The 22,137-nt window shown below is 38.2% G+C and carries 22 protein-coding genes and 1 rRNA gene; 18 read left to right on the top strand and 5 right to left on the bottom strand.

The genetic code is table 11. The annotated features are described in order from the left end of the window. Positions 1–19 precede the first annotated feature (19 nt). The gene (gene rpsI, locus TR08_RS05720) at positions 20–412 is read left to right on the top strand and encodes a 30S ribosomal protein S9 (RefSeq protein WP_045516497.1); all 393 of its coding nucleotides are present in this window, start codon (positions 20–22) and stop codon (positions 410–412) included. Between the two features lie 284 nt (positions 413–696). Here rpsI (TR08_RS05720) and TR08_RS05715 read toward each other — a convergent pair whose 3' ends face one another. Both TR08_RS05715 and TR08_RS05710 read right to left on the bottom strand, forming a co-directional pair. Then, positions 697–1,047, bottom strand: coding sequence for an S-Ena type endospore appendage (locus TR08_RS05715; RefSeq protein WP_045516496.1), 351 nt, complete (start codon positions 1,045–1,047; stop codon positions 697–699). A gap of 27 nt (positions 1,048–1,074) precedes the next feature. After that, positions 1,075–1,422, bottom strand: a complete 348-nt coding sequence (locus tag TR08_RS05710) for an S-Ena type endospore appendage (RefSeq protein WP_045516495.1) — start codon at positions 1,420–1,422, stop codon at positions 1,075–1,077. 105 nt (positions 1,423–1,527) lie between these two features. On the opposite strand from TR08_RS05710, the gene TR08_RS33865 reads away from it, so the two are divergent. The 6 genes from TR08_RS33865 (at position 1,528) to TR08_RS05685 (ending at position 8,584) form a co-directional block, all read left to right on the top strand. Then, positions 1,528–1,809, top strand: coding sequence for a CotY/CotZ family spore coat protein (locus tag TR08_RS33865; RefSeq protein WP_081954365.1), 282 nt, complete (start codon positions 1,528–1,530; stop codon positions 1,807–1,809). A gap of 74 nt (positions 1,810–1,883) precedes the next feature. Next, positions 1,884–2,909, top strand: a complete 1,026-nt coding sequence (locus TR08_RS05700; RefSeq protein WP_045516491.1) for a CapA family protein — start codon at positions 1,884–1,886, stop codon at positions 2,907–2,909. Positions 2,910–3,012: 103 nt separating this feature from the next. Further along, positions 3,013–3,078: a 30S ribosomal protein S9 gene (gene rpsI, locus TR08_RS33860; RefSeq protein WP_152597344.1), complete on the top strand. Its 66-nt coding sequence runs from the start codon at positions 3,013–3,015 to the stop codon at positions 3,076–3,078. 379 nt (positions 3,079–3,457) lie between these two features. Next, positions 3,458–5,143, top strand: a complete 1,686-nt coding sequence (locus TR08_RS05695; protein ID WP_045516490.1) for a serine hydrolase domain-containing protein — start codon at positions 3,458–3,460, stop codon at positions 5,141–5,143. Between the two features lie 22 nt (positions 5,144–5,165). Next, positions 5,166–7,241, top strand: coding sequence for a beta-N-acetylhexosaminidase (gene nagZ, locus TR08_RS05690; RefSeq protein WP_045516488.1), 2,076 nt, complete (start codon positions 5,166–5,168; stop codon positions 7,239–7,241). A gap of 92 nt (positions 7,242–7,333) precedes the next feature. Continuing rightward, positions 7,334–8,584, top strand: coding sequence for an exo-beta-N-acetylmuramidase NamZ family protein (locus tag TR08_RS05685; protein WP_045516487.1), 1,251 nt, complete (start codon positions 7,334–7,336; stop codon positions 8,582–8,584). 247 nt (positions 8,585–8,831) lie between these two features. Here the strand turns inward: TR08_RS05685 and TR08_RS05680 are convergent, their stop codons facing one another. Next, the gene (locus TR08_RS05680) at positions 8,832–9,425 is read right to left on the bottom strand and encodes a hypothetical protein (RefSeq protein WP_045516486.1); all 594 of its coding nucleotides are present in this window, start codon (positions 9,423–9,425) and stop codon (positions 8,832–8,834) included. Positions 9,426–10,436: 1,011 nt separating this feature from the next. Between TR08_RS05680 and TR08_RS05670 the strand changes: the two genes are divergently transcribed. From TR08_RS05670 to TR08_RS05635, 8 genes are all read left to right on the top strand, one after another. Beyond that, a complete protein-coding gene (locus TR08_RS05670; RefSeq protein WP_045516483.1) occupies positions 10,437–11,144 on the top strand; it encodes a hypothetical protein in 708 nt (235 codons plus the stop codon). 434 nt (positions 11,145–11,578) lie between these two features. Next, a complete protein-coding gene (nhaC, locus tag TR08_RS05665; protein WP_045516482.1) occupies positions 11,579–13,009 on the top strand; it encodes a Na+/H+ antiporter NhaC in 1,431 nt (476 codons plus the stop codon). 165 nt (positions 13,010–13,174) lie between these two features. Further along, positions 13,175–14,191: a hypothetical protein gene (locus TR08_RS05660; protein ID WP_045516481.1), complete on the top strand. Its 1,017-nt coding sequence runs from the start codon at positions 13,175–13,177 to the stop codon at positions 14,189–14,191. Positions 14,192–14,268: 77 nt separating this feature from the next. After that, entirely contained in the window at positions 14,269–14,955 is a 687-nt protein-coding gene (locus tag TR08_RS05655) for a response regulator transcription factor (protein ID WP_045516479.1), read from the top strand. Further along, complete coding sequence (locus TR08_RS05650) at positions 14,945–16,369, top strand: sensor histidine kinase (RefSeq protein WP_238579090.1); 1,425 nt, start codon at positions 14,945–14,947, stop codon at positions 16,367–16,369. The genes TR08_RS05655 and TR08_RS05650 overlap by 11 nt, the downstream gene beginning before the upstream one ends. Positions 16,370–16,564: 195 nt before the next feature. After that, positions 16,565–17,008, top strand: a complete 444-nt coding sequence (locus tag TR08_RS05645; RefSeq protein ID WP_045516477.1) for a YbaK family protein — start codon at positions 16,565–16,567, stop codon at positions 17,006–17,008. Positions 17,009–17,141: 133 nt separating this feature from the next. Then, complete coding sequence (cwlD, locus tag TR08_RS05640) at positions 17,142–17,867, top strand: N-acetylmuramoyl-L-alanine amidase CwlD (RefSeq protein ID WP_274520995.1); 726 nt, start codon at positions 17,142–17,144, stop codon at positions 17,865–17,867. Positions 17,868–17,993: 126 nt separating this feature from the next. After that, entirely contained in the window at positions 17,994–19,049 is a 1,056-nt protein-coding gene (locus TR08_RS05635; RefSeq protein WP_045516474.1) for an Mrp/NBP35 family ATP-binding protein, read from the top strand. A gap of 85 nt (positions 19,050–19,134) precedes the next feature. On the opposite strand, the gene gerD is transcribed toward TR08_RS05635, so the two are convergent. Continuing rightward, entirely contained in the window at positions 19,135–19,716 is a 582-nt protein-coding gene (gene gerD, locus TR08_RS05630) for a spore germination lipoprotein GerD (protein ID WP_045516472.1), read from the bottom strand. A 153-nt stretch (positions 19,717–19,869) separates the two neighbouring features. Here gerD and TR08_RS05625 point away from each other — a divergent pair, with 153 nt between their 5' ends. Further along, on the top strand, positions 19,870–20,556 hold the full coding sequence (locus TR08_RS05625; protein WP_045516592.1) for a KinB-signaling pathway activation protein: 687 nt from the start codon (positions 19,870–19,872) through the stop codon (positions 20,554–20,556). Between the two features lie 28 nt (positions 20,557–20,584). Here TR08_RS05625 and pdaB read toward each other — a convergent pair whose 3' ends face one another. Continuing rightward, positions 20,585–21,337, bottom strand: a complete 753-nt coding sequence (gene pdaB / locus TR08_RS05620) for a polysaccharide deacetylase family sporulation protein PdaB (RefSeq protein WP_045516470.1) — start codon at positions 21,335–21,337, stop codon at positions 20,585–20,587. Between the two features lie 135 nt (positions 21,338–21,472). On the opposite strand from pdaB, the gene TR08_RS05615 reads away from it, so the two are divergent. Together TR08_RS05615 and TR08_RS05610 are read left to right on the top strand one after the other, a co-directional pair. Next, positions 21,473–21,703 carry a hypothetical protein gene (locus TR08_RS05615; RefSeq protein WP_045516468.1) on the top strand — a complete coding sequence of 77 codons (231 nt, stop codon included), beginning with the start codon at positions 21,473–21,475 and terminating at the stop codon, positions 21,701–21,703. A 279-nt stretch (positions 21,704–21,982) separates the two neighbouring features. Further along, a 16S ribosomal RNA gene (locus TR08_RS05610) occupies positions 21,983–22,137 on the top strand; the annotation flags it as partial.

Here is a 22,137-nt window from a genome sequence, read left to right as displayed (position 1 = left end):
AAAGAGGGAGGGAATTAACTTGGCACAAGTTCAATATATTGGTACTGGTCGTCGTAAGAGCTCTGTCGCACGCGTGCGCTTAGTTCCAGGTACAGGTAAAATTACAGTTAACGGACGTGACATCGAAGAGTATATCCCATTTGAAGCTTTACGTATGGTTGTAAACCAACCATTAGTAGCTACTGAAACAAAAGGCAGCTACGATGTTCTTGTAAACGTAAGCGGCGGTGGATACACTGGTCAAGCTGGCGCAATCCGCCATGGTATTGCTCGCGCATTACTTCAAGCTGATCCTGAATATCGTCCAACATTAAAGCGTGCAGGACTATTAACACGTGACCCACGTATGAAAGAGCGTAAGAAATACGGTCTTAAAGGTGCGCGTCGTGCTCCTCAGTTCTCAAAGCGTTAATTTTCAACATTTCAAAGGCTCTCAACCATTTTGGTTGGGGGTCTTTTTATTACTCATTTTGTGAAGCTATTTGCAAAATAGAGGATCACTTTGTCTTTGTTAAAATTATTGCAAACAATGAAGAATCTAATTAAATTTGCATTTTCTAGAAACAAAAAAGGCAATAATTAACGACCATGTTGAAATTTAAAAAACCCACATATTGGACTCTCTTTTTAAAAAAGTCCGATATTTGGGTTGTAGTTCAAAGGACGCTCTGTTCCTTTTTCTCTTTCCTCTTCTGATTAGCCTAATAAGCGTTTATATAATGTTATACAGAATTTCCCATGTGTTCCATCAGGTACGTCAATGCTAAATGAATCAGGATTATTTACTGATATTGCAACTGAATTTCTTGGAGGTACAGATAAGGTACCAATTATTGCTCCTGTTGCGTCTAAAACATTAGCTGTGATGAAATCAGGACCTGCATTGAAAATTTCAAACGTTCCCTGAAAATAATCGTTCACATCTGGGGCTTCCCATGCAACAAAGTTAGTAAGGGGCCCCGTCAAGTTTCCACAAATTTTTTCTTGAAGCACTGTTGCATTTGGACAGCAACAACAATCTTGGCTAGAGCCATTAGATCCACACATTACACATTTCTCCTTTTATTAAATTTTTTATGCAAATACTCGTTTGTATAGCGTGATACACCATTTCCCAGTTGTTCCGCTAAACACGTCATTAAAAATAGTTTGAATAATAAATGTTTCCGGATTATTAACTGATATGCTTTGACTTGTCCTAGGTGGAACATTTTCAATAACAGGAATGGTTGGGAAATTGACGGAGAAATCTACTCTCCCACTCCCTGCATTAAAAACCTCAAAAGTGCCTTGAATATAGTCATTGACTTCAGGTGCTGACCACACTACTTGATTAATACTCGCAAAATCACCACAAATTTTTTCTGTAAAAATCATTGCATCTGGACAACAACAACAGTCGTTCCCTTGACTTCCGCACATATAATTCACTCCTTTAATATGATAAGATGGTTTGTCCTTACTTTTATATTTAATGCAGTTTGTCAATAGTTGTACATGTTAAACGCTGAGTTTTAAACAAATGGGCTGGACCACAATTCTGTCCAGTGCATTTGTAAGGCGTTAAAGGAAATTGCAAAAGCTCAATCCTTCACAAAAGAGGATCGCAATATACAATGTATGGATTTTAAGTCTCCATTACGGATGAATACAAATTTTAATACAATCCCAATTATGCTTCTATGTAAGGGTGCTTGTGATTTCTTTATTGGTTCAGGAGTTTTTAGGTCTGACGAGGCTATTGAATGTTTTAAAACGCCGATATTCATCTTTAAAGAACTAAATGATGCTACTTCTCATAAGCTATGAAAAGTAGGACTAACACGATTGGATCAATACATCTTTCAATCTTACTATATAATAATTTTAAGAGGGGATAGCTATTGACTATAATAAAACCTTTGACATACGAAGTTTCTGATGATCCCACGAAGGAGCTGAGTATCTTTTTTGGCGGAGATACTTTGTTAGGTGATGCTGCACAAAAAATATTGAACAGAAATGGTTATATCTATCCTTTTAAATACCTTGATCAAATATACAAATCAGCGGATGTACGGACACTTAACCTTGAAGCACCTATCAGCCAAATTGCCAAAAAAATTGAGGCGGAAAAAGATTATATATATAACATGTCCCCTTTAGTGCTTGATGTATTTAAACAAAAGGCGTTCAACATATTTTTTTTGGCAAATAATCATTCCACCGATTACGGACATGATGGTTTATTGGAAACCATTATGTATTTGAAAAAAAACTCAATGATCCCGCTTGGTGCCGGAAAAAATAAAAAAGAAGCAAGGAAAGCACTCGTTATTAGAAAAGGAAATATTAAAGTCGCAATTTTAAATTACATGAGCTTTAGGAAAAGATATCAGGAGAAATATCAACATTTCGCGTCTAATGTTCATAGTGGTATAGCTGCTTTGTCTAAAAAAGAAGTATCCAATGATATCAAAGCCTTAAGAAAAATAGGGATAAACACTATTGTCGTGTCCATCCATTGGGGAAAGAATTATGAACCCGTATCAGAAGAGCAATTATTACAGGCAAAAATGATTGTGAAAGCCGGAGCGGATATTATTGTCGGACATGGATCACACCAATATCAAACAATAAGCATGTTGGATGGAGTCCCCGTTTTTTTTAGTGTCGGAAACTTTATTTTCAATACTCCTGGTCGATCCCCCCTTACCTATGGGTTTCCAATAACTTTACACGTTAACGAAAGTGGATTAACAAGGGCTGAAATTTGGCCGATCCATACTAATAATAAAATAATTAAGTTCCAGCCTCGGCATTTATCTGGTGAAGAAGCCTATGAGGCCATCCATGAGTTGTATACTAACTCCGAATTAAATGGACTGAAAAAAGAAATCGACATTAATAAAGGTGTTTTATTTTTTTAGTCAAAAGAAGATAAGTGATTACATCCATATTTAATAAAAGCTGCCTAAACCTTGATGTAACAAGGATTTCTTTATTTCATGTCTTTTCATTTAATATGGAGAAATGAAAGAACGTAAGAAATACGGTCTTAAAGGCGCTCGTCGTGCTTCTCTTTTCTCAAAGCGTTAACGTTAATTTTCAAACCCTCAAAGGCTCTCAACCAATTGGTTCGGGGGTCTTATATATGTTTCTAAAAGAAAAAAATTAAAGAATGCGGATAAAAATCGTGAAAAAATAGCAAATAATAATGCAGGTGCAGGAAATTTGACGTCTAAAAACGTGAATTGTGAAATAAAATTTCACATTTTTATCAGAAATTTTAAAAAATAATGCTAATGACATAATCCTTTATACCTGCATAAACACGGATGACAGGACTTAAGTGGTATAGACGACTGCATACCATTACCTATATGCTTTTACTATAAGTTGTAAGCGTTGCCAGTTTATTGGTATACATAGGGGGAGATCCCGCCTACAATTCATTCAATTGTATAAAGGAGGACGTATGAAAAGAAAAACGTTTATGATTACAGCAGTTTGTACCATGCTACTAGGCACATCAACCGTATTTGCCAACAATGACCTTCCAAATGCTCCAACGATTGAAAAGGAAGGAAAACTCACATTCCCATCTAAGAAACCACACCCTGTCTTTACATGGAATTCGACTGTCATTCCTAATTCTAGCGTACTTCACCCAAGCTCTGCACGAGGTGCCGGAATGGTGGAAGCTCCACTCCAACAAATCGATCAAATTATGAACCAAGCAATTTCACAAAAATTAATGCCAGGCGCTGTTACATTTGTAGCGAGAGCAGGGAAAATTGTGAAACATGACGCTTATGGCTATTCAGCTCAATACACTGATGGTAAGTTTACCGAAATGGAAAATCCCATTCCGATGGAAAACGACACGATTTTTGATTTAGCGTCGATCAGCAAGATTTTCACTGCTACGGCCGTAATGATTCTTTTTGAAAAGGGATTATTCAATCTTGATGATCCGGTGGCAAAACATATTCCAGAATTTGCTGCAAACGGGAAAGAAAACGTAAAGATTCATCAGTTGTTAACCCACACTTCTGGGTTCACCGCTTGGATTCCTTTATATGCTCAGGGGACTTCAAGAGAAGACCGGCTGAAGTTGGTGTTAAACCAACAGTTAAAAAACGACCCAGGTACCACTTACACCTACAGTGATTTAAATATGATTACATTAGGTATGTTAATTGAGAGGTTATCCGGTCAGCGCCAGGATGAATTTGTCCGGGAGCACATCACAGAACCTTTAGGGATGAAAGATACGATGTACAATCCGCCAGCTTCTTTGAAACACCGCATTGCTGCAACTGAATACCAGGCCATACCAAATCGCGGTCTGGTGTGGGGAGAAGTTCATGATGAGAATGCATGGTCATTGGATGGGGTTGCTGGACACGCCGGTGTATTTTCAACCGCAAATGACCTAGCAAAGCTTGCACATATTTTTATTAATGAAGGCAAGTATGGCAGTAAAAGAATTTTGAAACCGGAAACGGTACAGTTGCTGCTGCAAAATCAGAACGCAGCATTCCCTGGTAATGACCATGGACTTGGCTGGGAATTAGGTCAGGGATGGTATATGGATGCTTTATCAGAAGGTACATACTCTTTCGGCCATACGGGGTATACAGGAACTTCAATTGTAGTAAGCCCGAACAATAAAACAGTGGCGATTTTACTGACCAACCGTGTCCATCCGTCAAGAAATATGGGGTCAATGAATCAAACCCGTCGCTTATTTGCTAGAAATGTAGCGGATTCGATTCCTGTCTCAATTCCTGGTAAGAGTGATGCTTGGTTTGCAGGTTACGGTGACAAGCTAAACCGAGTAATGGAAACTGATCTTCAATTATCTAAGGATACCAAACTCACCTTCTCCACATGGCATATGATTGAGAATGTCTGGGATATCGGGTCAGTAGAGATTTTTAGAGATGGCAGTTGGCATCAACTTGCCCTATTAACAGGCACAAGTAATGGCTGGGAAAAGAAGGAATTGGCTATACCTAGTGATGCGACGAAATTGCGATTTGTCTATCAAACTGATGGTTCTACAAATTCCCGCGGCTGGTACATTCAGAATCCAAAACTGGATTCTGGAACAAAACTTTCTTTTACAAATAATGAATGGGAACTAAGAGATTATTAAAAGTTAGAGGAGGAGAAACAACATGCGAAAATTTTTAAAGACATTTATCACCTCGTTTCTGGCATTTGCACTATTATTAACGGGAATCCCACTTGCGGGGGCAACTGCTGCTACGGGAATCGAGGATTTAGTGATTGACCTCAATGTTCCACAGGTTACAAGGGAAGTAAAGGATAGCAAGCTTGATTTAAATGCACTTCATGTTTATGAGGATGGCCGCTTTATGCTGGCGTCTGAGAACTTAAAATGGCAATCATCTAATAAAAATGTTGCCTCTGTATCTAAAGATGGAGAAGTAACTTTATCTGGTCACAATGGTACAACATTTATCTCTGTAAGCGATGGCAGCAATAGCGATAGAATTTCGATTCAATTCAAGGGAAATCAAGACAAAATCTTTGTTGAAAAAGAAAAAGGCACTCGCTATGACCTTATCGGCAATGCTATCGAGCATATGACGATGGAAGAAAAGGTCGGGCAAATGCTGATGCCTGATTTTAGAAATTGGAATGGCAAAAATGTAACAGAAATGAATGCGGAAATTGCCCAGCTTGTTAAGGATTATCATCTTGGCGGTGTGATTTTATTCCGCGAAAATACGGTGACAGCTGATCAAACAACTAAGCTCGTTAGTGCCTATCAAGAAGCTGCGGAAAAGTACGGCCTAATGATTTCGATAGACCAGGAAGGCGGAATTGTTACACGTCTGCAAACTGGTACCGATATGCCAGGGAATATGGCGTTAGGTGCGACTAGATCTGAAGAGCTAGCTGAAAAAGTCGGCAGGACAATTGGTGAAGAGCTAAACGCACTTGGGATCAACATGAATTTTGGACCAGTGCTGGATGTTAACAATAATCCTGATAATCCGGTGATAGGTGTTCGTTCTTTTAGCGAGGACCCTGAGTTAGTTGGGAAATTGGGAAATGCCTATATTAAAGGGCTCCATGAAACGGGCACTGCGGCAACAGCTAAGCATTTTCCAGGTCATGGAGATACTGCGGTTGATTCCCATGTAGGACTTCCAGCGGTACCTCATGATCTTGATCGTTTGAAGAAAGTAGAATTATATCCTTTCCAGCAGGCAATGGATGCTGGTATTGATGCCATTATGTCAGCACATGTGACCTTCCCGAAAATTGATGATACAAAAGTAATCTCTAAGAAACCAGGAGTAGGTGAAGTTGCTTTACCAGGTACGCTTTCCAAAGAGATATTAACTGGTCTAATTCGCGAAGATATGGGCTTTAAAGGAGTCATTTTTACAGATGCGATGAACATGGCAGCGATCGCGGAGCATTTTGGATCCGTTGATGCGGCTATCCGTGCTGTAGATGCAGGTGCAGACGTTCTCTTAATGCCTGTTGGCATTCAGGAAGTGGCAAAGGGCCTCTACGATTCTGTAAATTCTGGGAAAATTTCAGAAGATAGACTTGAGCAGTCAGTTGAGCGAATTTTAACCTTGAAATTAAATCGCGGTATCGTTAAGGCGGAGGTAGAAAAGAGCCTTGATGAGAAGGTGGCAAATGCACTTCAAGTAGTAGGCTCACCTGAACATAAAGCGATTGAAAAAGAAGCAGCAGCTAAATCCATTACGCTAGTAAAAAATGAAGCTGTGCTTCCACTTAATGTTTCTCCTGAAGATAAGATTGTTGTGGTTGGTGGATCTGGATTCTCCATTAATCTCCTTACAGCTGAGGTCCAAAAACACCATCCTAGTGCAATTTATATCAATGCATCAGGTTCACTTAATGCTACACAATTAGCACAAGTGCAGGATGCGAAATACATTATTGTCGGAACCTATACCTCTAGTGTTGGGGGCAGGGCTCAAGACGCTAGCCAAATGGTGATGACAAGACAACTCATCGAGACTGGTGTACCTGTCATTGCAGTTGGAGCTAGAAATCCGTATGACATTATGTCCTATACAGATGTAGATGCCTATCTTGTTCAATATGGATTCAGACCAGCAAGCTTTGAAGCAGCAGCAAACACCATTTTTGGTAAAAACAATCCAACTGGAAAACTACCAGTTACGATTTACAACCATGATGGTAGTGTTTTATACAGTTTTGACCACGGTATAGGATACTAAGTAGGGGATTTATTAAAGGGAATTTAGTTTTAACTCTGAGAGTTTCGGCTATTTTCCCTAAGATAGATAGATTTAAATGAGGAGGGGTACTTTTGAAAAAGTTGTTAACAGGTTTGTTGGTTCTAGTTCTACTACTGTCTACTGTTTCTGCGGCGATGGCTAAGAACGATAAAGAGAAAAAGAATAAAAAGTTCCGTTTGGGCATCGAGGTTTTGTTGCAGGATGAAATTGATTTAATTAAAGATAAACGCGTAGGTTTGATCACCAATCCAACCGGAGTTGATCAGAACGTTGCGAGTATCGTAGACTTACTTTTCAACAACCCCGAAGTAAACCTGACTGCTCTTTACGGACCTGAGCACGGTGTTCGTGGAAGTGCACAAGCTGGTCAATATGTCGAACAATATACGGATGAAAAAACAGGACTTCCTGTTTACAGCCTATACGGAAAGACAAAAAAGCCAACACCTGAAATGCTAAGCAATGTCGATGTATTGTTATTTGATATCCAAGATGTGGGGGCACGATTTTACACCTATATTTACACCATGGCCCTAGCGATGGAAGCAGCAAAAGAGAACAATATTCCAATTATCGTTCTTGACCGTCCAAATCCAATCAGCGGGACAAAAGTTGAAGGACCTGTGCTCGAGGATAAGTACTCTTCGTTCATCGGTGAGTATCCGATTCCTGTTCGCCACGGGATGACCGTTGGGGAGTTAGCTAAGCTTTTCAATAGCGAATTTGGAATTGGAGCAGATTTAACAGTTGTGGAAATGGAAGGCTGGAAGCGGAACATGTATTACGATGAAACGCCATTAGAATGGGTCCTTCCGTCACCAAACATGCCAACATTGGAAACTGCGGTTGTCTACCCAGGGGCTGCCCTCATTGAAGGAACCAATGTTTCCGAGGGACGAGGAACAACAAAGCCATTTGAATTGATTGGAGCACCGTTCATTAATAGTGACAACCTGGCGTCCAAGCTAAACTCTTACAATTTACCTGGTGTCACATTCCGAGCTGCTTCGTTTATACCGACTTTCTCGAAACATGCGAATGTGTTAAGCCATGGTATTCAAATTCATGTCACAGACCGAAACGCCTATAAGCCGTTTGAAACAGGATTATATATTGTAAAAACAATCCATGATATGTATCCAAACGAATTCCAGTTTAGAGCGCCAAATGCAGCAGGAATCTCCTTCTTTGATAACCTTGTTGGTAATGGTTCGATTCGCGCTGATATTGAAGCTGGCAAATCTATTGAAGATATAAAAGCTTCATGGCAAGCTGGTTTAGATCAATTTAATGAGGTTCGTGCGAAGTATTTATTATATTAATAGGTGAGAAGGGGGCCTTCTTTTTAGGAGGTCTCTTTTTGTAGCAAATTTAATCAATGGATTGATTAAAGTAGAAAAATCACAGAACAAGTCGAAGTTTGTATTTTCGGGGAAATAATAAACTATTTTTGTTGAATTATGATAATATACGGAAACCGGACGGTCATGAAGAGATATAACAAAACCTGTGTGAGGGATAATCGGGAATAAAATAAAAAGGGCTATAGAAGGCCCTTTAATTAATCATTCAAATATCAAATTCTTTTCGAAGCCCAATTATTAATGAACTGTCTACCCCTAGTAGTTCTGCTAAAATCATTTCATTCGCATTTGGGTTCTGTTTCAGAAATTTTTTAAGCTTTTTCTTTTGAGCTTTGCGGTCTGCTTTCAACACCGAATTTTCATCTTTAGCTTCCGGCTCTGCTTTCAGCTCCGAACTTTCTTCAGCTTGTGATTCACTTTGTTGGTTGGTTAATAGTGATAATTCCCCGATTAACGAATCAAGTTTTTCTTTGTACTCTCCAATCAATGTTTTTTGATTTTCATTGGTTGCTTTTAATTCGTCTACTTGTTTATGAAGTTCTACAATTTCCTTTTTGCTGTTTTCTAGACTTACAGCAAATGACGTAATTATTTGTTCTTTGGTGCCAATTACTTCTCTTAGTTTTTGTAGCTGCATTTCTTGCTCAGTTACTAGAGTGCTTAACCCCCCAATCAATGATTGGTTTTTTTCATTTGTTGCTCTCATTTCGGCTATTTGCGTTTGAAGTTCTGCTATTTCTTTAATGCTGTTTTCAAGCTTTGCGGTAATTGAAGCTAGCTCTTCTTTTTTAGTTGCCATTCCTTACACTCCCCTTTTGGTTTACTATTTAATTCTAAAAAAATAAACATAGGATCAAGAGAATCTTTCACATACTTAATATAAAATATGATGGTAAGTGAAAAATTGAATGGACAAGTATCTAAAATTAATGAATAATTTTTAAAAAAATTATGCTTCAAATCTATTTTAGACTACAATGGTAGCAGCGAATGATAGGATAAATGTTTCATCAAATTTCCCTCTCACTTAAGAAAAAAGTTGTTTTCGCAGGAGTCTCGCAGAAATCAGCCAAAATCAACAGTCAAATTTAACAATAAAGAGAATTACCAACTCGGTGTGTCTATCGCATCTGTTGTGGTATTCCTGTTAGCACTATCTATGGAGGTATTTCAGCTAGGACTATCCGTTATACCGGCAAGTCTTTTTTCCACATGTTGAGTAAAACCTTAATATAACAAGGAACGCAGTTAATTTAATCAAACGATTGATTAAAGTAGAAAAAAGTAAAAGTTAAGCGGTACTTTTCTTACACATCGTATCGCTGGGCGATATGACATGTGAAATCAAACTAGATAGGGCGGCAAGCACACCATATTGCTGTTCAAAAGGACATTGAAGGGTTTATAGCGCCACCCGATACGACCAAGCTGCAGGAGGATTTGCTAATGCTCATTTGTTTTACCAGACCCACTTTTAATAAAAACAGTCTTTTTAACTAGAGGTTTGTTGAAAGAAGCTACGCTGTACTTTTGCTCTATCGTATCGCTAGGCGATATGCCTTGTGTATTTTAAACTAGAAAGGAGAGCAAATTCAGACATATCGTGTTCAATTGGACATCAAAAAGTAATAGCACTACCCGATATGGCCAACCTACGGAAGGATAGAGACACTTATAAAAAAGTGTTCTATTTAATAGAATTGCTAAGGAAAGGGGGCAATCGTCTCTATTTTTTTGTATCGCTAGGTGATATGACTCTTGAAAATTCATCAATAACCCTTCATATTTAGTATAAAAAAGGTGGTCAGATATGCGAAATGATATTCAACCGTTTGAACGCTCCTTCTCTTCAAAGGAAGTGGCAGAGGAGGCCGGGATTGCAACACCTACTGTTCGGAAGTATGGCCAAATTTTAGAGCGAAATGGCTATGAGTTTTTAAAAGAGGGCGATCGGCGTATCTTTGTTCAATCCGACATTGAAGCACTTATATCGTTACGCGATACGGACAAGCCCCTAGACGATACAGCTAAAGACCTTGCGTATCAACAAAAAGAAAGATTAAAAGGATCAAATGAAACAGAGATTGCGATATCCGATACGTATGACAATTTACCGCAAGATCCCAATCACTTAAAAGAATTATTATCCTATTTAGCCAGTGAACTCGCATCCACACGTGAAATGAGTGTCCAAGTAATAAACGATATGACTGAGCTAAAAACTACTGTTTCCAGGTTAAAGCAGGATCATCATGACTTAAGTTCTAACATTTCAAATTCAGCGCAAAAAACGCAAGCTAAGATTGAGAGATTATCTGAACAGGAAAAGATCCATTACGAAACAATGCTGGAACAAGAAAAACAAAAGAGCGAGTACTTACAAAGAGAATTACAAGATCTTAGGGAAGAAATGAAAAAAGAGTGGCTTTCACAAAATGACTTTAATAAACGTTTAGAAAAAGCGATTGAAAAACCGAAAGATAAATGGGAGTGGATTTTCTCCATCTTCCGTAAATAAGGATCTTAGTTCCAAACGGTTATTCATCAATATTTCAAAGGCTCTCAATCATTTTAGTTGGGGGTCTTTTTATTGTCTAAAATAGCTTTCATAAAAAATATATCTTTTACATGAAAAATTTTTGTGGACAGATTGAAAAAAGCAAAGTATATTATTCAAATATAATACTTTAGTGCTTAAAAGCGTTTTGGTATAAAAGTAAATACTGTGCCTGCAGGTTTAGTAGAATTGTCATTAGCAGCAAAAAGAGACCGGATGGGAGGTGGAAATCCGGGCGATGATAAATTTGAAATACAGCTGCCTTGAACGGGTATATTTTTCAAAGAGGGCGGGGAGTTATTCCTGCCAACTAGGGTGGTACCGCGGAGTCCCTTCGTCCCTAAAGCCGAAGGGGCTTTTTTGCGTTTATTTTTACTTCTTAGGGGGAGATTTTTATGGATCAAGAAAAGAAAATTCTGGAAATTCGACCAGTCGAAGCCGCATTTATTACTGCACTTTTAATGGGGATTGTAGGTTATCTAATTATAGGCATTAAAGTAGTTCCGCAAATTGCAATAATTGCAGGGATCGCCCTGTTGCTTGTATATGGTGCTGTAAAGAAAGTGAGCTTTACCGAGCTTGAAGGAGCTATGGCAGATGGAGCTAAATCCGGAATAGCCTCTGTCATGATTTTCTTTTTTATTGGAATGCTAATCAGCAGCTGGATGGCGAGTGGTACAATTCCGACGTTTATTTATTTAGCTGTCGATTTAGTCTCGGGGAAATTTTACTATGCAATTGTTTTTATAGTAACTTCTATTATCGGCGTTAGCTTAGGAAGTTCCTTAACAACTGCTGCAACATTGGGAGTAGCGTTTGTTGGAGCAAGTACTGCACTGGGAATATCACCTGTTATCACTGCGGGGGCAGTCGTTTCTGGAGCGTTCTTTGGCGATAAAATGTCGCCTTTATCAGATACGACAAACCTCGCTGCTAGCGTTGCAGGTGTGGATCTATTTGACCATATTAAAAATATGTTATGGACCACAATTCCGGCTTTTGTTTTTTCGTTAATTGTTTATCTGGTGATATCTCCAGACGAAACAGAAAAAAGCATTAAACAAATGGACATCCTTAAAGAGGCATTAATAAATCTAAACCTCGTACACTGGTACTCACTCCTGCCATTCGTTATCCTAACTATACTGGCGGCCAAAAAAGTACCTGCAATCGCCACGCTTTCCGCTGGCATTCTTTCAGCCATTTTGGTTTCTGTTTGGATGAATGGGGGAGTCGACAGCAAAGGATTGTTTGATTTGCTCTATTCCGGTTTCAAATCTGAAAGTGGAATCAACGAAGTGGATTCGATGCTGACAAGGGGTGGAATGGAGAGTATGATGTTCAGCATATCAGTGATTTTGCTGGCACTAAGCATGGGAGGACTTCTCTTCAGGCTAGGCATTATTCCGGCTCTTATATCGCTTTTGCAAGTTGTATTAACCCGTGTTTCCTTTTTAATTAGTACAACTGCGGGACTTGCGGTAGCTGTTAATTTTATTATTGGAGAGCAATATTTATCAATCCTGTTACCTGGAAATGCCTTTAAAGAGCATTTCAAAAAAGCTGGATTGGAGCCGAAGCATCTTTCAAGGGTGCTTGAAGATGCCGGAACTGTCGTCAATCCTCTCGTTCCATGGAGTGTTTGTGGTGTATTTCTGGCTTCCGTTCTAGGGGTGCCTGTTACTGAATATTTTCCGTTTGCATTATTTTGCTTATTTTCACCATTGCTCACAATATTTTATGGTTTTACAGGCATAACACTTCCGAAACACGGTAAAAATTCAAGCAAAGACTCTAGACGTTCTCCACAGTTATCTAAGCGTTAATTATCAAAAGCAAAAACTCTCAACCATTTTGGTCGAGGGTTTTTTAATGTTTAAAAAATAATTCCACTTGACATTCTCCTGACTTATTTGGGCATTACAGTAAAAGTACAAGGTTCAGCAAGTACAAGTACCTAAATATGTTTAGAAAAATTGGAGGGATTATATATGAAAAAGTCTGTATTAGGATTAACGGTTGCAGGTGTGTTATTACTTGGAGGATATGCCACCACGACGCTCGCAAATGATGACACAACGAATAGTACAGGTTCAAAGATTGGAAATTTTATGATGGGCTTTAAGGGCATGATGGGATTCGGACATAAAGGAATGGATTCAGAAGAATTACTAGATAAAGCCAAGGATTTAGGGATAGAAACTAGAGGGAAGGATGCAGAAACTTTAATACAGGAAATTCAAGAAGCGCTCATTAAGCAGCAAGCTGAGGATTTAGGTATTAAGACAACGGATAAAGATATTGATACTCTTGCGCAGGAAGTACAGTTAGCAAAATTGCAAGAAGAAGCTAAGTCCTTAGATATTAAAACAGATGGAAAGGATGCACAGACATTACGTCAGGAAATACGTTTAGCTGAGCTTCAGAAGGAAGCGAAAGAACTAGGAGTAACAACGGATGATAAAGATGCGGAAACATTAAAGCAGGAAATCAGACTAGCTGAACTGAATAAGCAAGCAAAAGAGTTAGGAATTACCACTGAGGGTAAAGATCTAACCACACTTTCTCTGGAAGTATATACCGCAGCAGTTAATAAAGAAGCAAAAGACCTTGGTATAAGTGTCGAAGGAAAAGAAATAAACGAAATTGCCCAAGAGGTTTATAAAGCAAAGGTAAAAGCAGATGCAAAGGAATATAATATAACTATCGACGGGAAAACAATTCAACAAATTGCGGAAGAAGTGAAAGAGGGAAAAATAGCGAAATTAGCAAAAGACCTTGGAATCTCTACTACAGATAAATCAACACAAGAAATAATGAGTGAAATAAAAGAAAAGGACGCTGCGAAGTTAGAAGAATTACTCGGGAATGAGATATTCGGAATGTTTGGTAAAGGAATGGGTGGTTCTGGACATAGAGGTGGTGGACACAGCGGCGGTATGCACAAAGGCGGAGAAACGCAACAAGGAGTTAGTGGCACGGCTACCATGAGCAGTATGGGACTTTAAAGTATACTAGTAAAAATCCTCGGTATAGCTTCGAGGATTTTTCTACTATATTTAAAGAGATGGGAGGTTGTTTAATAATGAAAACCATTTTGGTTGTTGAGGATGAAGAGACAATCTCGAGAGTATTGGCTGTTTACTTACAGCACGCAGGTTATCATGTGGTACAAGCTTATGATGGTGATGAAGTGTTGCGTTTTTTTAATGAGAACTCCCCAAACCTGGTGTTACTTGACGTCATGCTGCCAGGGAAGGATGGCTGGAGTATTCTAGAAGAGATTCGAAAAATTAGTGCCTGTCCGGTAATAATGCTGACAGCCCTAGGGGATATTGATTACCGCCTAAAGGGATTGAATCATGGAGCGGATGATTATATCACAAAGCCATTTATTGGTGAGGAAGTAATTGCTCGTGTGCACGCTGTGCTACGACGTTCAGCAAATGTCCTTGATACGGAGAATGGTAAGCAGTTTGGCAGCTTAAAAATAAATCTTAATTCACATGTCGTAACCATTAATGGAGAAGAGGTTATCTTAACACCCAAGGACCTCAGCTTGCTTATCTTTTTAACAGAGAGACCTAATAGAACTTTTACACGAGACGACCTAATTGAAAGTGTCTGGGGGATGGATTATGAAGGCAGTGATCGTGCAGTGGATTTAGCGATAAAACGGATACGACAAGCATTGATAGATTGGCCTGTCTCGCAAGGCGAAATTCGAACTCATCGCGGATTGGGGTATCAATTCTGTGTTTATGAAAAATAAAAAACGAACCACATTATTGAGATATTGGACAACAAGATATCTTGTTACTCTTATTATTGGTTTAATCCTATTAGGTGCTGGTTCTTTATGGTGGATTCAAAAAACCACCTTGGAAAATCGTTTAAACTTAATGGAATATTTAGCAGTTGAAACAGCAAATCGAGTGATTCAATCGAATGGAATGATGGCAGTTGATCCATTTTTTAATCGAATGCTTGAAGAAAGGGCTAGAGTCCTTCAACTAGAAAAAGAGCCAGAACTATTTATTACTGATTTGAATGGGGAAGAGATTTTTTCAAGACCACGTCATATGGGACTTGGGAGAAAGGGACCACAGAATCCAAACAAAATGGATATTCCAAGTGAAGTATTTAAAAAAAACGACACCGTTCAAAAACTGGATGTAGAAGGTGTGGGTGTCGTGTATGCAGTCAAATCACCAATTATGGAAGGTGAAAATCAACTTGGCTGGGTTGTGTTAATGCAAAGTGCTGATGAACTATCAGATGTAAATCAAGAATATCGGCTATTAATTATTTTATTAGGCGGCTTAGGATTATTAGGGTGGCTGGTGATTTACCTGCTTTCAAAGAAAATTCTTAAGCCAATTCAAGAAGTTGCTTTTGCAGCGACACAAATCAAAGAGGGTAATTATGACCTCAATTTAAATACAGAATCAAACGAACAGGAAATATATGAACTCGTCAGTTCGTTTGAAGAAATGACCAACCGGCTAATTCAGATGGAAAAGCTTCGGGCTGAACTATTGGCTGGGGTAACGCACGATCTTAAAACACCAGTAACCTCCATTAGCGGCCTCGTACAAGCGGTCAGAGATGGGCTTGTTACGGGAGATGAACGTCAAGAGTTTCTCGACATTACCCTAAAAGAAATTGATCGCTTGCAAGCCATGATAGCGGATTTGTTAGATTTTAATTCATTATCCGCAGGTGCGTTCACTATTCGACCGGAAACGTGCAATATGAATGAACTGGTAGAGGACATTGTCCGCCATTGGGCTGTCACGCAAACGAAGGCTGTTCATCCTAAGGTACTACTGCCTGAAGATGTTATATATCGGAATACGGACCCGCTCCGTCTGCATCAAATTATGATTAATCTATTGAATAACTCTTATCAGGCTTTGGATGTTGATGGTATGATAACAGTTGTACTTACCGAGGAATATATCGATATAAGGGATACTGGGTCTGGAATTCCCGAGAAGGAACAGTCATATGTGTTTGAACGCTTTTTTCGGGGTGAAAAGAAAAAATTAAAGGTGAGAGGGCTTGGTCTAGGACTGCCATTTAGCAAAATGCTCGCTAAGGCTCTAAAAGCTGATCTAATCTTAAAAGAAAGCAACAGTAACGGAAGCACTTTTTCAATTATTTGGAATAACAAAGAAGGGTAAAGCAAATCGGTGCTTTACCTTTTTTACTTACAAGAACAAGTGAAAAGGGATAAATAGAAAAATGGTTTCCAGTCATACGGTGTATGTCTAAAATGAGCATCCATGACAGGATAAAAATTGGCAAATGAAAATACGGCTCGCTCTGTATTTCTAAGCAGTATAGGATGAAGAATAGTCCTAAGAGGTGAAAAACGAGTGACTGTAATTACAACCTTTAAAGAAAAGCGTCGCGATAAACAAATAAAATATGAACGGTCCGTACTAAAGGACTTATCAGTTAAAACATTGAAAGAACGTGTGCAGCAATATTTTGGCTCATCAAGAATTGCGTCTAGCTTTGTTATGAATACAGGAATAGAAGAGGCTTGTTATGATGTAGCGTTAGAAGCCTACTTATTAGGAGCTAAATTCAGCAAATTTGGTTATTACGGTGAAAATATAGATGATGTAAGAAAACGTTGTTATAGAGAAGAGAAACATTTAATTGATACACTGTACAATTTTCTCCTTTATTGGGGTAATGGAGAAGAAGGAACAATGAGTGAAACGCTCTATTACTCATGTGAAGGCTATATAGACGTATGGTGGAAAGAAGGATATGAAAAGGCTCAAAGACGCCGAAAGTTGCGGTTACATTAATAATATGGGTTAGATCGAGCACCAGGATTAGTAGTAATCCTGGTGCTTTAATTTCTCATTTCTTCCTGTTCTAAACAGGTCCCTTGTCCCATATAGTAAAGTGAATAGGGACGAGCGGGAAGGAATGATTTGGGTGTCAAAGAAAAAATTAAAGGTCATTGGTTTTTCTGTTGGTTTACTTCTTCTATTTCTGATTTTACAATATGACTTTATCAAAGAGGATACTTGGGGTGATTCTTGGAGTCTTCCCCTATCTGGCAAAATTATATTACTTGACCCAGGTCATGGTGGTCCAGATGGGGGAGCTGGAAACTCCAAAACATTAGAAAAAGACATTGCCTTGGATATTTCATTAAAAGTCAGAGATTATTTACAGGAACAGGGAGCCTTAGTTGTCATGACCAGGGAGACAGATAAAGATTTGGCTGATGAAGGTACTAAAGGATACAGCAGAAGAAAAGTAGAGGACTTAAAAAAACGGCTTAAGATGATAAACAACTCAGATAATGACCTTTTTGTCAGCATTCATTTAAATGCCATTCCATCTTCAAGATGGAGCGGAGCCCAAACCTTTTATGCTTCTCATTTCAAAGAAAATGCCAAAGCGGCAAAGTTCATTCAGGATGAGCTGATTGTTAATTTAGAAAATACGACCAGAAAAGCGAAGCCGATAAATTCAGTTTATATTTTAAAAAATGCTAAAAAGCCAGGAGTGTTGGTAGAGGTTGGCTTCCTGTCCAATCCAAATGAAAGAGAGCAATTAAAAAAGGAAACTTATCAGGAGAAAATAGCTGCTTCCATTTATCAAGGAGTTATACGTTATTTTACGAATGAAAAGGAATTAAAGATAGAAGATTAAGCAGGGTGGTGGTACCACCTTATTTTCTTGACATGATATTGACTGTGATTCAGTTAACTGTTTCTATTTTAAGTTATGGTATACTGAAAAGTGGAAACGAATTCATTAGGTGAGGTGTTTGTTTACATGTTAACAGAAGTAAATATACGTGAAGTATTAGGCAGTTTAAAAGAACCATTTTTACATAAAACTTTAGCAGAATTAAATGCTATTGAAGAAATAAAAATTAAGGAAGAAAAGAACCATGTCAGCGTGAAATTGCAGATTGCTAAAACCGGTACGGCTGAACAATTACAGCTGCAAACACAAGTCGTCAATTTGCTAAAAGAAGCTGGAGCGGAAACAGTTGGAATTAGATTTAGTGATTTACCAGAAGCTGTTTTAGCAGAATACCGTCAAGCTGGAAGCGAAACGGAGGATAAAGGATTACTTTCTTCTAATAAAACCACATTTATCGCGATTGCAAGTGGAAAAGGCGGAGTTGGTAAATCAACTGTTTCTGTCAACCTTGCCGTTGCCCTAGCACGTTTAGGTAAAAAAGTTGGGTTAATTGATGCGGATATTTATGGTTTCAGCGTTCCGGATATGATGGGAATTACGAAAAGGCCAGTAGTAAGAGGTGAAAAAATATTACCTGTTGAGCGCTTTGGAGTAAAAGTCATTTCAATGGGCTTCTTTGTAGAAGATAATTCTCCAATCATTTGGCGTGGTCCGATGTTAGGAAAAATGCTGAATAGCTTCTTTAATGAAGTAGAATGGGGAGAAATTGAGTATTTACTGTTAGACTTACCTCCTGGAACAGGAGATGTCGCATTAGATGTTCATACGATGCTTCCTGCTTGTAAAGAAGTAATCGTAACAACTCCACATCCAACTGCAGCATTTGTAGCGGCTCGTGCTGGTGCGATGGCACTGCGTACTGATCATGAAATTCTCGGGATTATTGAAAATATGGCATACTTTGAAAGTAAGCTAACAGGTGAAAAAGAATATGTATTTGGAAAAGGCGGCGGTGATAAATTAGCCGAAGACTTGAACTCAGAAGTGCTTGGACGCCTGCCTCTTAATCAGCCTGATTGGAATGATGATGATTTTGCACCGTCAATCTATCAAGAAGACCATCAATTAGGGAAAATTTATTTAGAAATCGCAGAAAAAATGACAAGTCGTTTGAAAAAATAATGGAATAAATGAAAGCCTCATCCAAATACCTTGGAGGAGGCTTTTCTTTTAATTTTTAGGACTCGCCGCCACTTTGACCGCCGCTTTATTGTCCTTTTTCTTCCGTTTTTCCTTCTTCTTTACTTTTTTGTTCTGCCGCCTTTAAGAGTAATTCTTGCATTTTTACTTTAAAAAGTGGGCTTTCAAGTGTTTCGGATATGACAGTTTGAAGGTGCTCCCGGTATTCTTTACTTTTTAGAGCGTCTGCCATTTCCTTCTGGATTTCTGGTTCCTTAAAAACTTCAATCATCATGCCTCTATACTCAGGATCTTTCATCAAATCCTTTAAAAGTTGTTCATTCTCGGTTCTCATGGTTTTGGCAACACCTTGGGCGAACTTAGCATCACTAAAAGTTTTTTTCCAAAACTCTGTCGCATTCTCTGAAGTAAGGGTTTGTTGAATCGTATCCGAGACAACCTTTTGATCCATTACTAATGATTCTTTCATCTTATCATCAGACATTACTTCTTGAATTGCTTTTTTTCCATCATCCGTTTTAAGAATATCTACAACCATTTTTTTTGTTGCTTCATAATCTATCTGTTCACCGCCACTTGCTTCTGGAGTAGAACAACTAGACAGAAACATGGTGATGAGCAAGAGGAGGCTAAGTCTTTTCCCTTTCATTTAAAAAGCTCCTTTCACATAAGACTCCTTAATTTTTAGGATGAAGAAAAGCGCCTTAGATTATGCGTGAGGATATTGAAAAGATGGATTTTTTATATTTGGATTGATACAATCAGTATGGAAATTTATTTTTTGTTATTGGAGGATAATGGTGTGACAAGTCGTATATGGGTTAGGCTGTTTATGACTACGCTATTTATTGGCGGAATTACAACAGCAATTGTAGGTTTTATAATCAATTGGAATGAATATGTGCACTATTTTACTGATTTTCGAATCATCAATATATTATCCGCCCTTTTTTGGTTTATTTTGTGGGGCTTTCTTTATAGTGTTATAAGTCAAATGGGTTATTTTGCGTACCTTACAGTCCACCGTTTTGGATTAGGTATATTTAAATCAGTATCCCTCTGGAATGGGGTCCAAGTGGTTTTTATTTTATTTGTTTTATTTGACCTTGTTTATTTACGCTATGAAACCTTTGCGAAATCAGGAGATAGTATTCTTCCTTATATAGGACTTACCATAATTCTTTTACTTGTGGGGTTAGTCACGGCGTGGTATAAAGCAAAACAAACAAATCGAGAGGCTTTTATTCCGGCCCTGTTTTTTATGATCGTTGTTACCGTAATAGAGTGGTTCCCTGTTTTACGTGTAAATGAACAAAGCTGGCTTTATCTTATGTTGTTCTCTTTACTCGCCTGCAATGCTTATCAATTAATCGTTCTTCATAAATTAAACCTGAAATCACAGCAGGAAAGACAGAGAATTGAAAGTAAACGATCGACCAATAAAAATACAAAGGCACAAAAAAAATCAACCAAAAAACCGTCCATTTAATAAAAGTGGACGGTTTTTTTAGTAAAAGCTAATTAATTTCTTTTGAATCAACAGCCCCATTGGCAATTAATTCTGATACAGTCACAAGCTTCAGGCTCTTCCCTCGTATATCTTGAAGAATTCCTGGCAAAGCTTTGGCAGTCTGTTTAGCGGAATCAGACGCATGAAGAAGAACGATATCTCCTTTATTAGCCTGCTTTACATTCGCTATGATTTGATTTACACCAGGATTGGTCCAATCCTTTGAATCCACACTCCAATGAACGACAGTGTAGCCATATCGCTCTGCTATTTTTAAGGAGCGTTTATCAAAATGACCGGTAGGAGCACGCAAAAGCTTTATATCTTTAATATTTAACTTTTTAAAGGCTTCTTGTGCTTTTGAGATGTCTTTTCCAATCTTAACATCTTCTAATTTTGTGTAATCCTCATATGCATAGCCGAGAATTCCAATTTCAAAGCCTTCCTTAACGATCCGGCTGACAATATCCGGGTGCCGCTCGGCCCAGGAACCAGCTAAAAAGAAGGTTGCTGCTTTTACATTCTCTTTTTTTAGTGCATCCAAAATAGGTTCTGCTTTTTCATCACCCCAACCAATATTAAAGGTAAGAGCAATGTCCTTTTCACCGCGATACACTGCCTTAGGTCCATCCTTTGTTGAAAAGACTGGAGATAATGACAAATTACTCAAAAATAAAAACAATGCAGTAAAAAAAGCAGCAATTACAACTAAAAGAATTTGTTTAACAGATTTACTATTTAATACAAATAAGAAATTCATATTTACCACCTCGTCCATTGCTATCCTTGTCTCATACCTATGCGGATTTTTAAATTAATATGATTAAGAAATTTTAATTATAAATTTCATTAAATTGGAAAAGACTACTATAACTACATATTAAAGGGTGATTCAATGTTTGGGCTTCTCATTAATGATAAAGAAGTAAAAGAAATGGAATACCTGATAAAGCGTGAGATGGATGAGATATTATTTGATTTAAAAGATGATCGTATTGACCATATAGTAAAACGTGCAATGGAAGAGCGTTACAAGATTTTATTTACCCTATTTAGAAGAGTAGCCCCGCCAAATGAATGTTTGAAATATATGAGAAGAGATAATAAAAGCAGGAAGAAAGGATAGATAAACTCTATGAAAAAAAGTAAGGAATTAATTTAAAATAATTGATTGACTTTTAAGTGTTATGTTGTTATATTAATAAACGTCGCTGCTGACGTAAAAACAATTGCTTTTAAAAAAGTTGTTGACTTTACACTGTAGTGATGATAAATTTAAAAAGTCGCTTTTGGGCGATGGTGAGAAATTGATCTTTGAAAACTAAACAAACAAGAACGTCAACAAACAATTTTTTAGCTTTTTATAAAAGCTAAGCCAACGTAACTTTTATGAGCTATATCAACTTTCTTGGAGAGTTTGATCCTGGCTCAGGACGAACGCTGGCGGCGTGCCTAATACATGCAAGTCGAGCGAACCTTTAGGAGCTTGCTCCTAAAGGTTAGCGGCGGACGGGTGAGTAACACGTGGGCAACCTGCCTGTAAGACTGGGATAACTTCGG

Source organism: Neobacillus niacini (genome assembly GCF_000759675.1).
GTDB classification, from domain to species: Bacteria; Bacillota; Bacilli; order Bacillales; family Cytobacillaceae; genus Neobacillus; species Neobacillus niacini_A.
Note: the sequence above shows the minus strand (reverse complement) of the source record. Positions and strands in the feature narration are given on the sequence as shown.

What these genes read in the sequence shown, in the direction of transcription:
- nhaC (WP_045516482.1), top strand. Translation starts at nt 11,579, where the DNA reads ATGGATCAAGAAAAGAAAATTCTGGAAATTCGACCAGTCGAAGCCGCA.
- TR08_RS05715 (WP_045516496.1), bottom strand. Translation starts at nt 1,047, where the DNA reads ATGTGTGGATCTAATGGCTCTAGCCAAGATTGTTGTTGCTGTCCAAAT.
- TR08_RS05680 (WP_045516486.1), bottom strand. Translation starts at nt 9,425, where the DNA reads ATGGCAACTAAAAAAGAAGAGCTAGCTTCAATTACCGCAAAGCTTGAA.
- TR08_RS05670 (WP_045516483.1), top strand. Translation starts at nt 10,437, where the DNA reads ATGCGAAATGATATTCAACCGTTTGAACGCTCCTTCTCTTCAAAGGAA.
- TR08_RS05695 (WP_045516490.1), top strand. Translation starts at nt 3,458, where the DNA reads ATGAAAAGAAAAACGTTTATGATTACAGCAGTTTGTACCATGCTACTA.
- TR08_RS05650 (WP_238579090.1), top strand. Translation starts at nt 14,945, where the DNA reads ATGAAAAATAAAAAACGAACCACATTATTGAGATATTGGACAACAAGA.
- TR08_RS05635 (WP_045516474.1), top strand. Translation starts at nt 17,994, where the DNA reads ATGTTAACAGAAGTAAATATACGTGAAGTATTAGGCAGTTTAAAAGAA.
- TR08_RS05660 (WP_045516481.1), top strand. Translation starts at nt 13,175, where the DNA reads ATGAAAAAGTCTGTATTAGGATTAACGGTTGCAGGTGTGTTATTACTT.
- nagZ (WP_045516488.1), top strand. Translation starts at nt 5,166, where the DNA reads ATGCGAAAATTTTTAAAGACATTTATCACCTCGTTTCTGGCATTTGCA.
- pdaB (WP_045516470.1), bottom strand. Translation starts at nt 21,337, where the DNA reads ATGAATTTCTTATTTGTATTAAATAGTAAATCTGTTAAACAAATTCTT.
- TR08_RS05615 (WP_045516468.1), top strand. Translation starts at nt 21,473, where the DNA reads ATGTTTGGGCTTCTCATTAATGATAAAGAAGTAAAAGAAATGGAATAC.
- gerD (WP_045516472.1), bottom strand. Translation starts at nt 19,716, where the DNA reads ATGAAAGGGAAAAGACTTAGCCTCCTCTTGCTCATCACCATGTTTCTG.
- TR08_RS05655 (WP_045516479.1), top strand. Translation starts at nt 14,269, where the DNA reads ATGAAAACCATTTTGGTTGTTGAGGATGAAGAGACAATCTCGAGAGTA.
- TR08_RS05710 (WP_045516495.1), bottom strand. Translation starts at nt 1,422, where the DNA reads ATGTGCGGAAGTCAAGGGAACGACTGTTGTTGTTGTCCAGATGCAATG.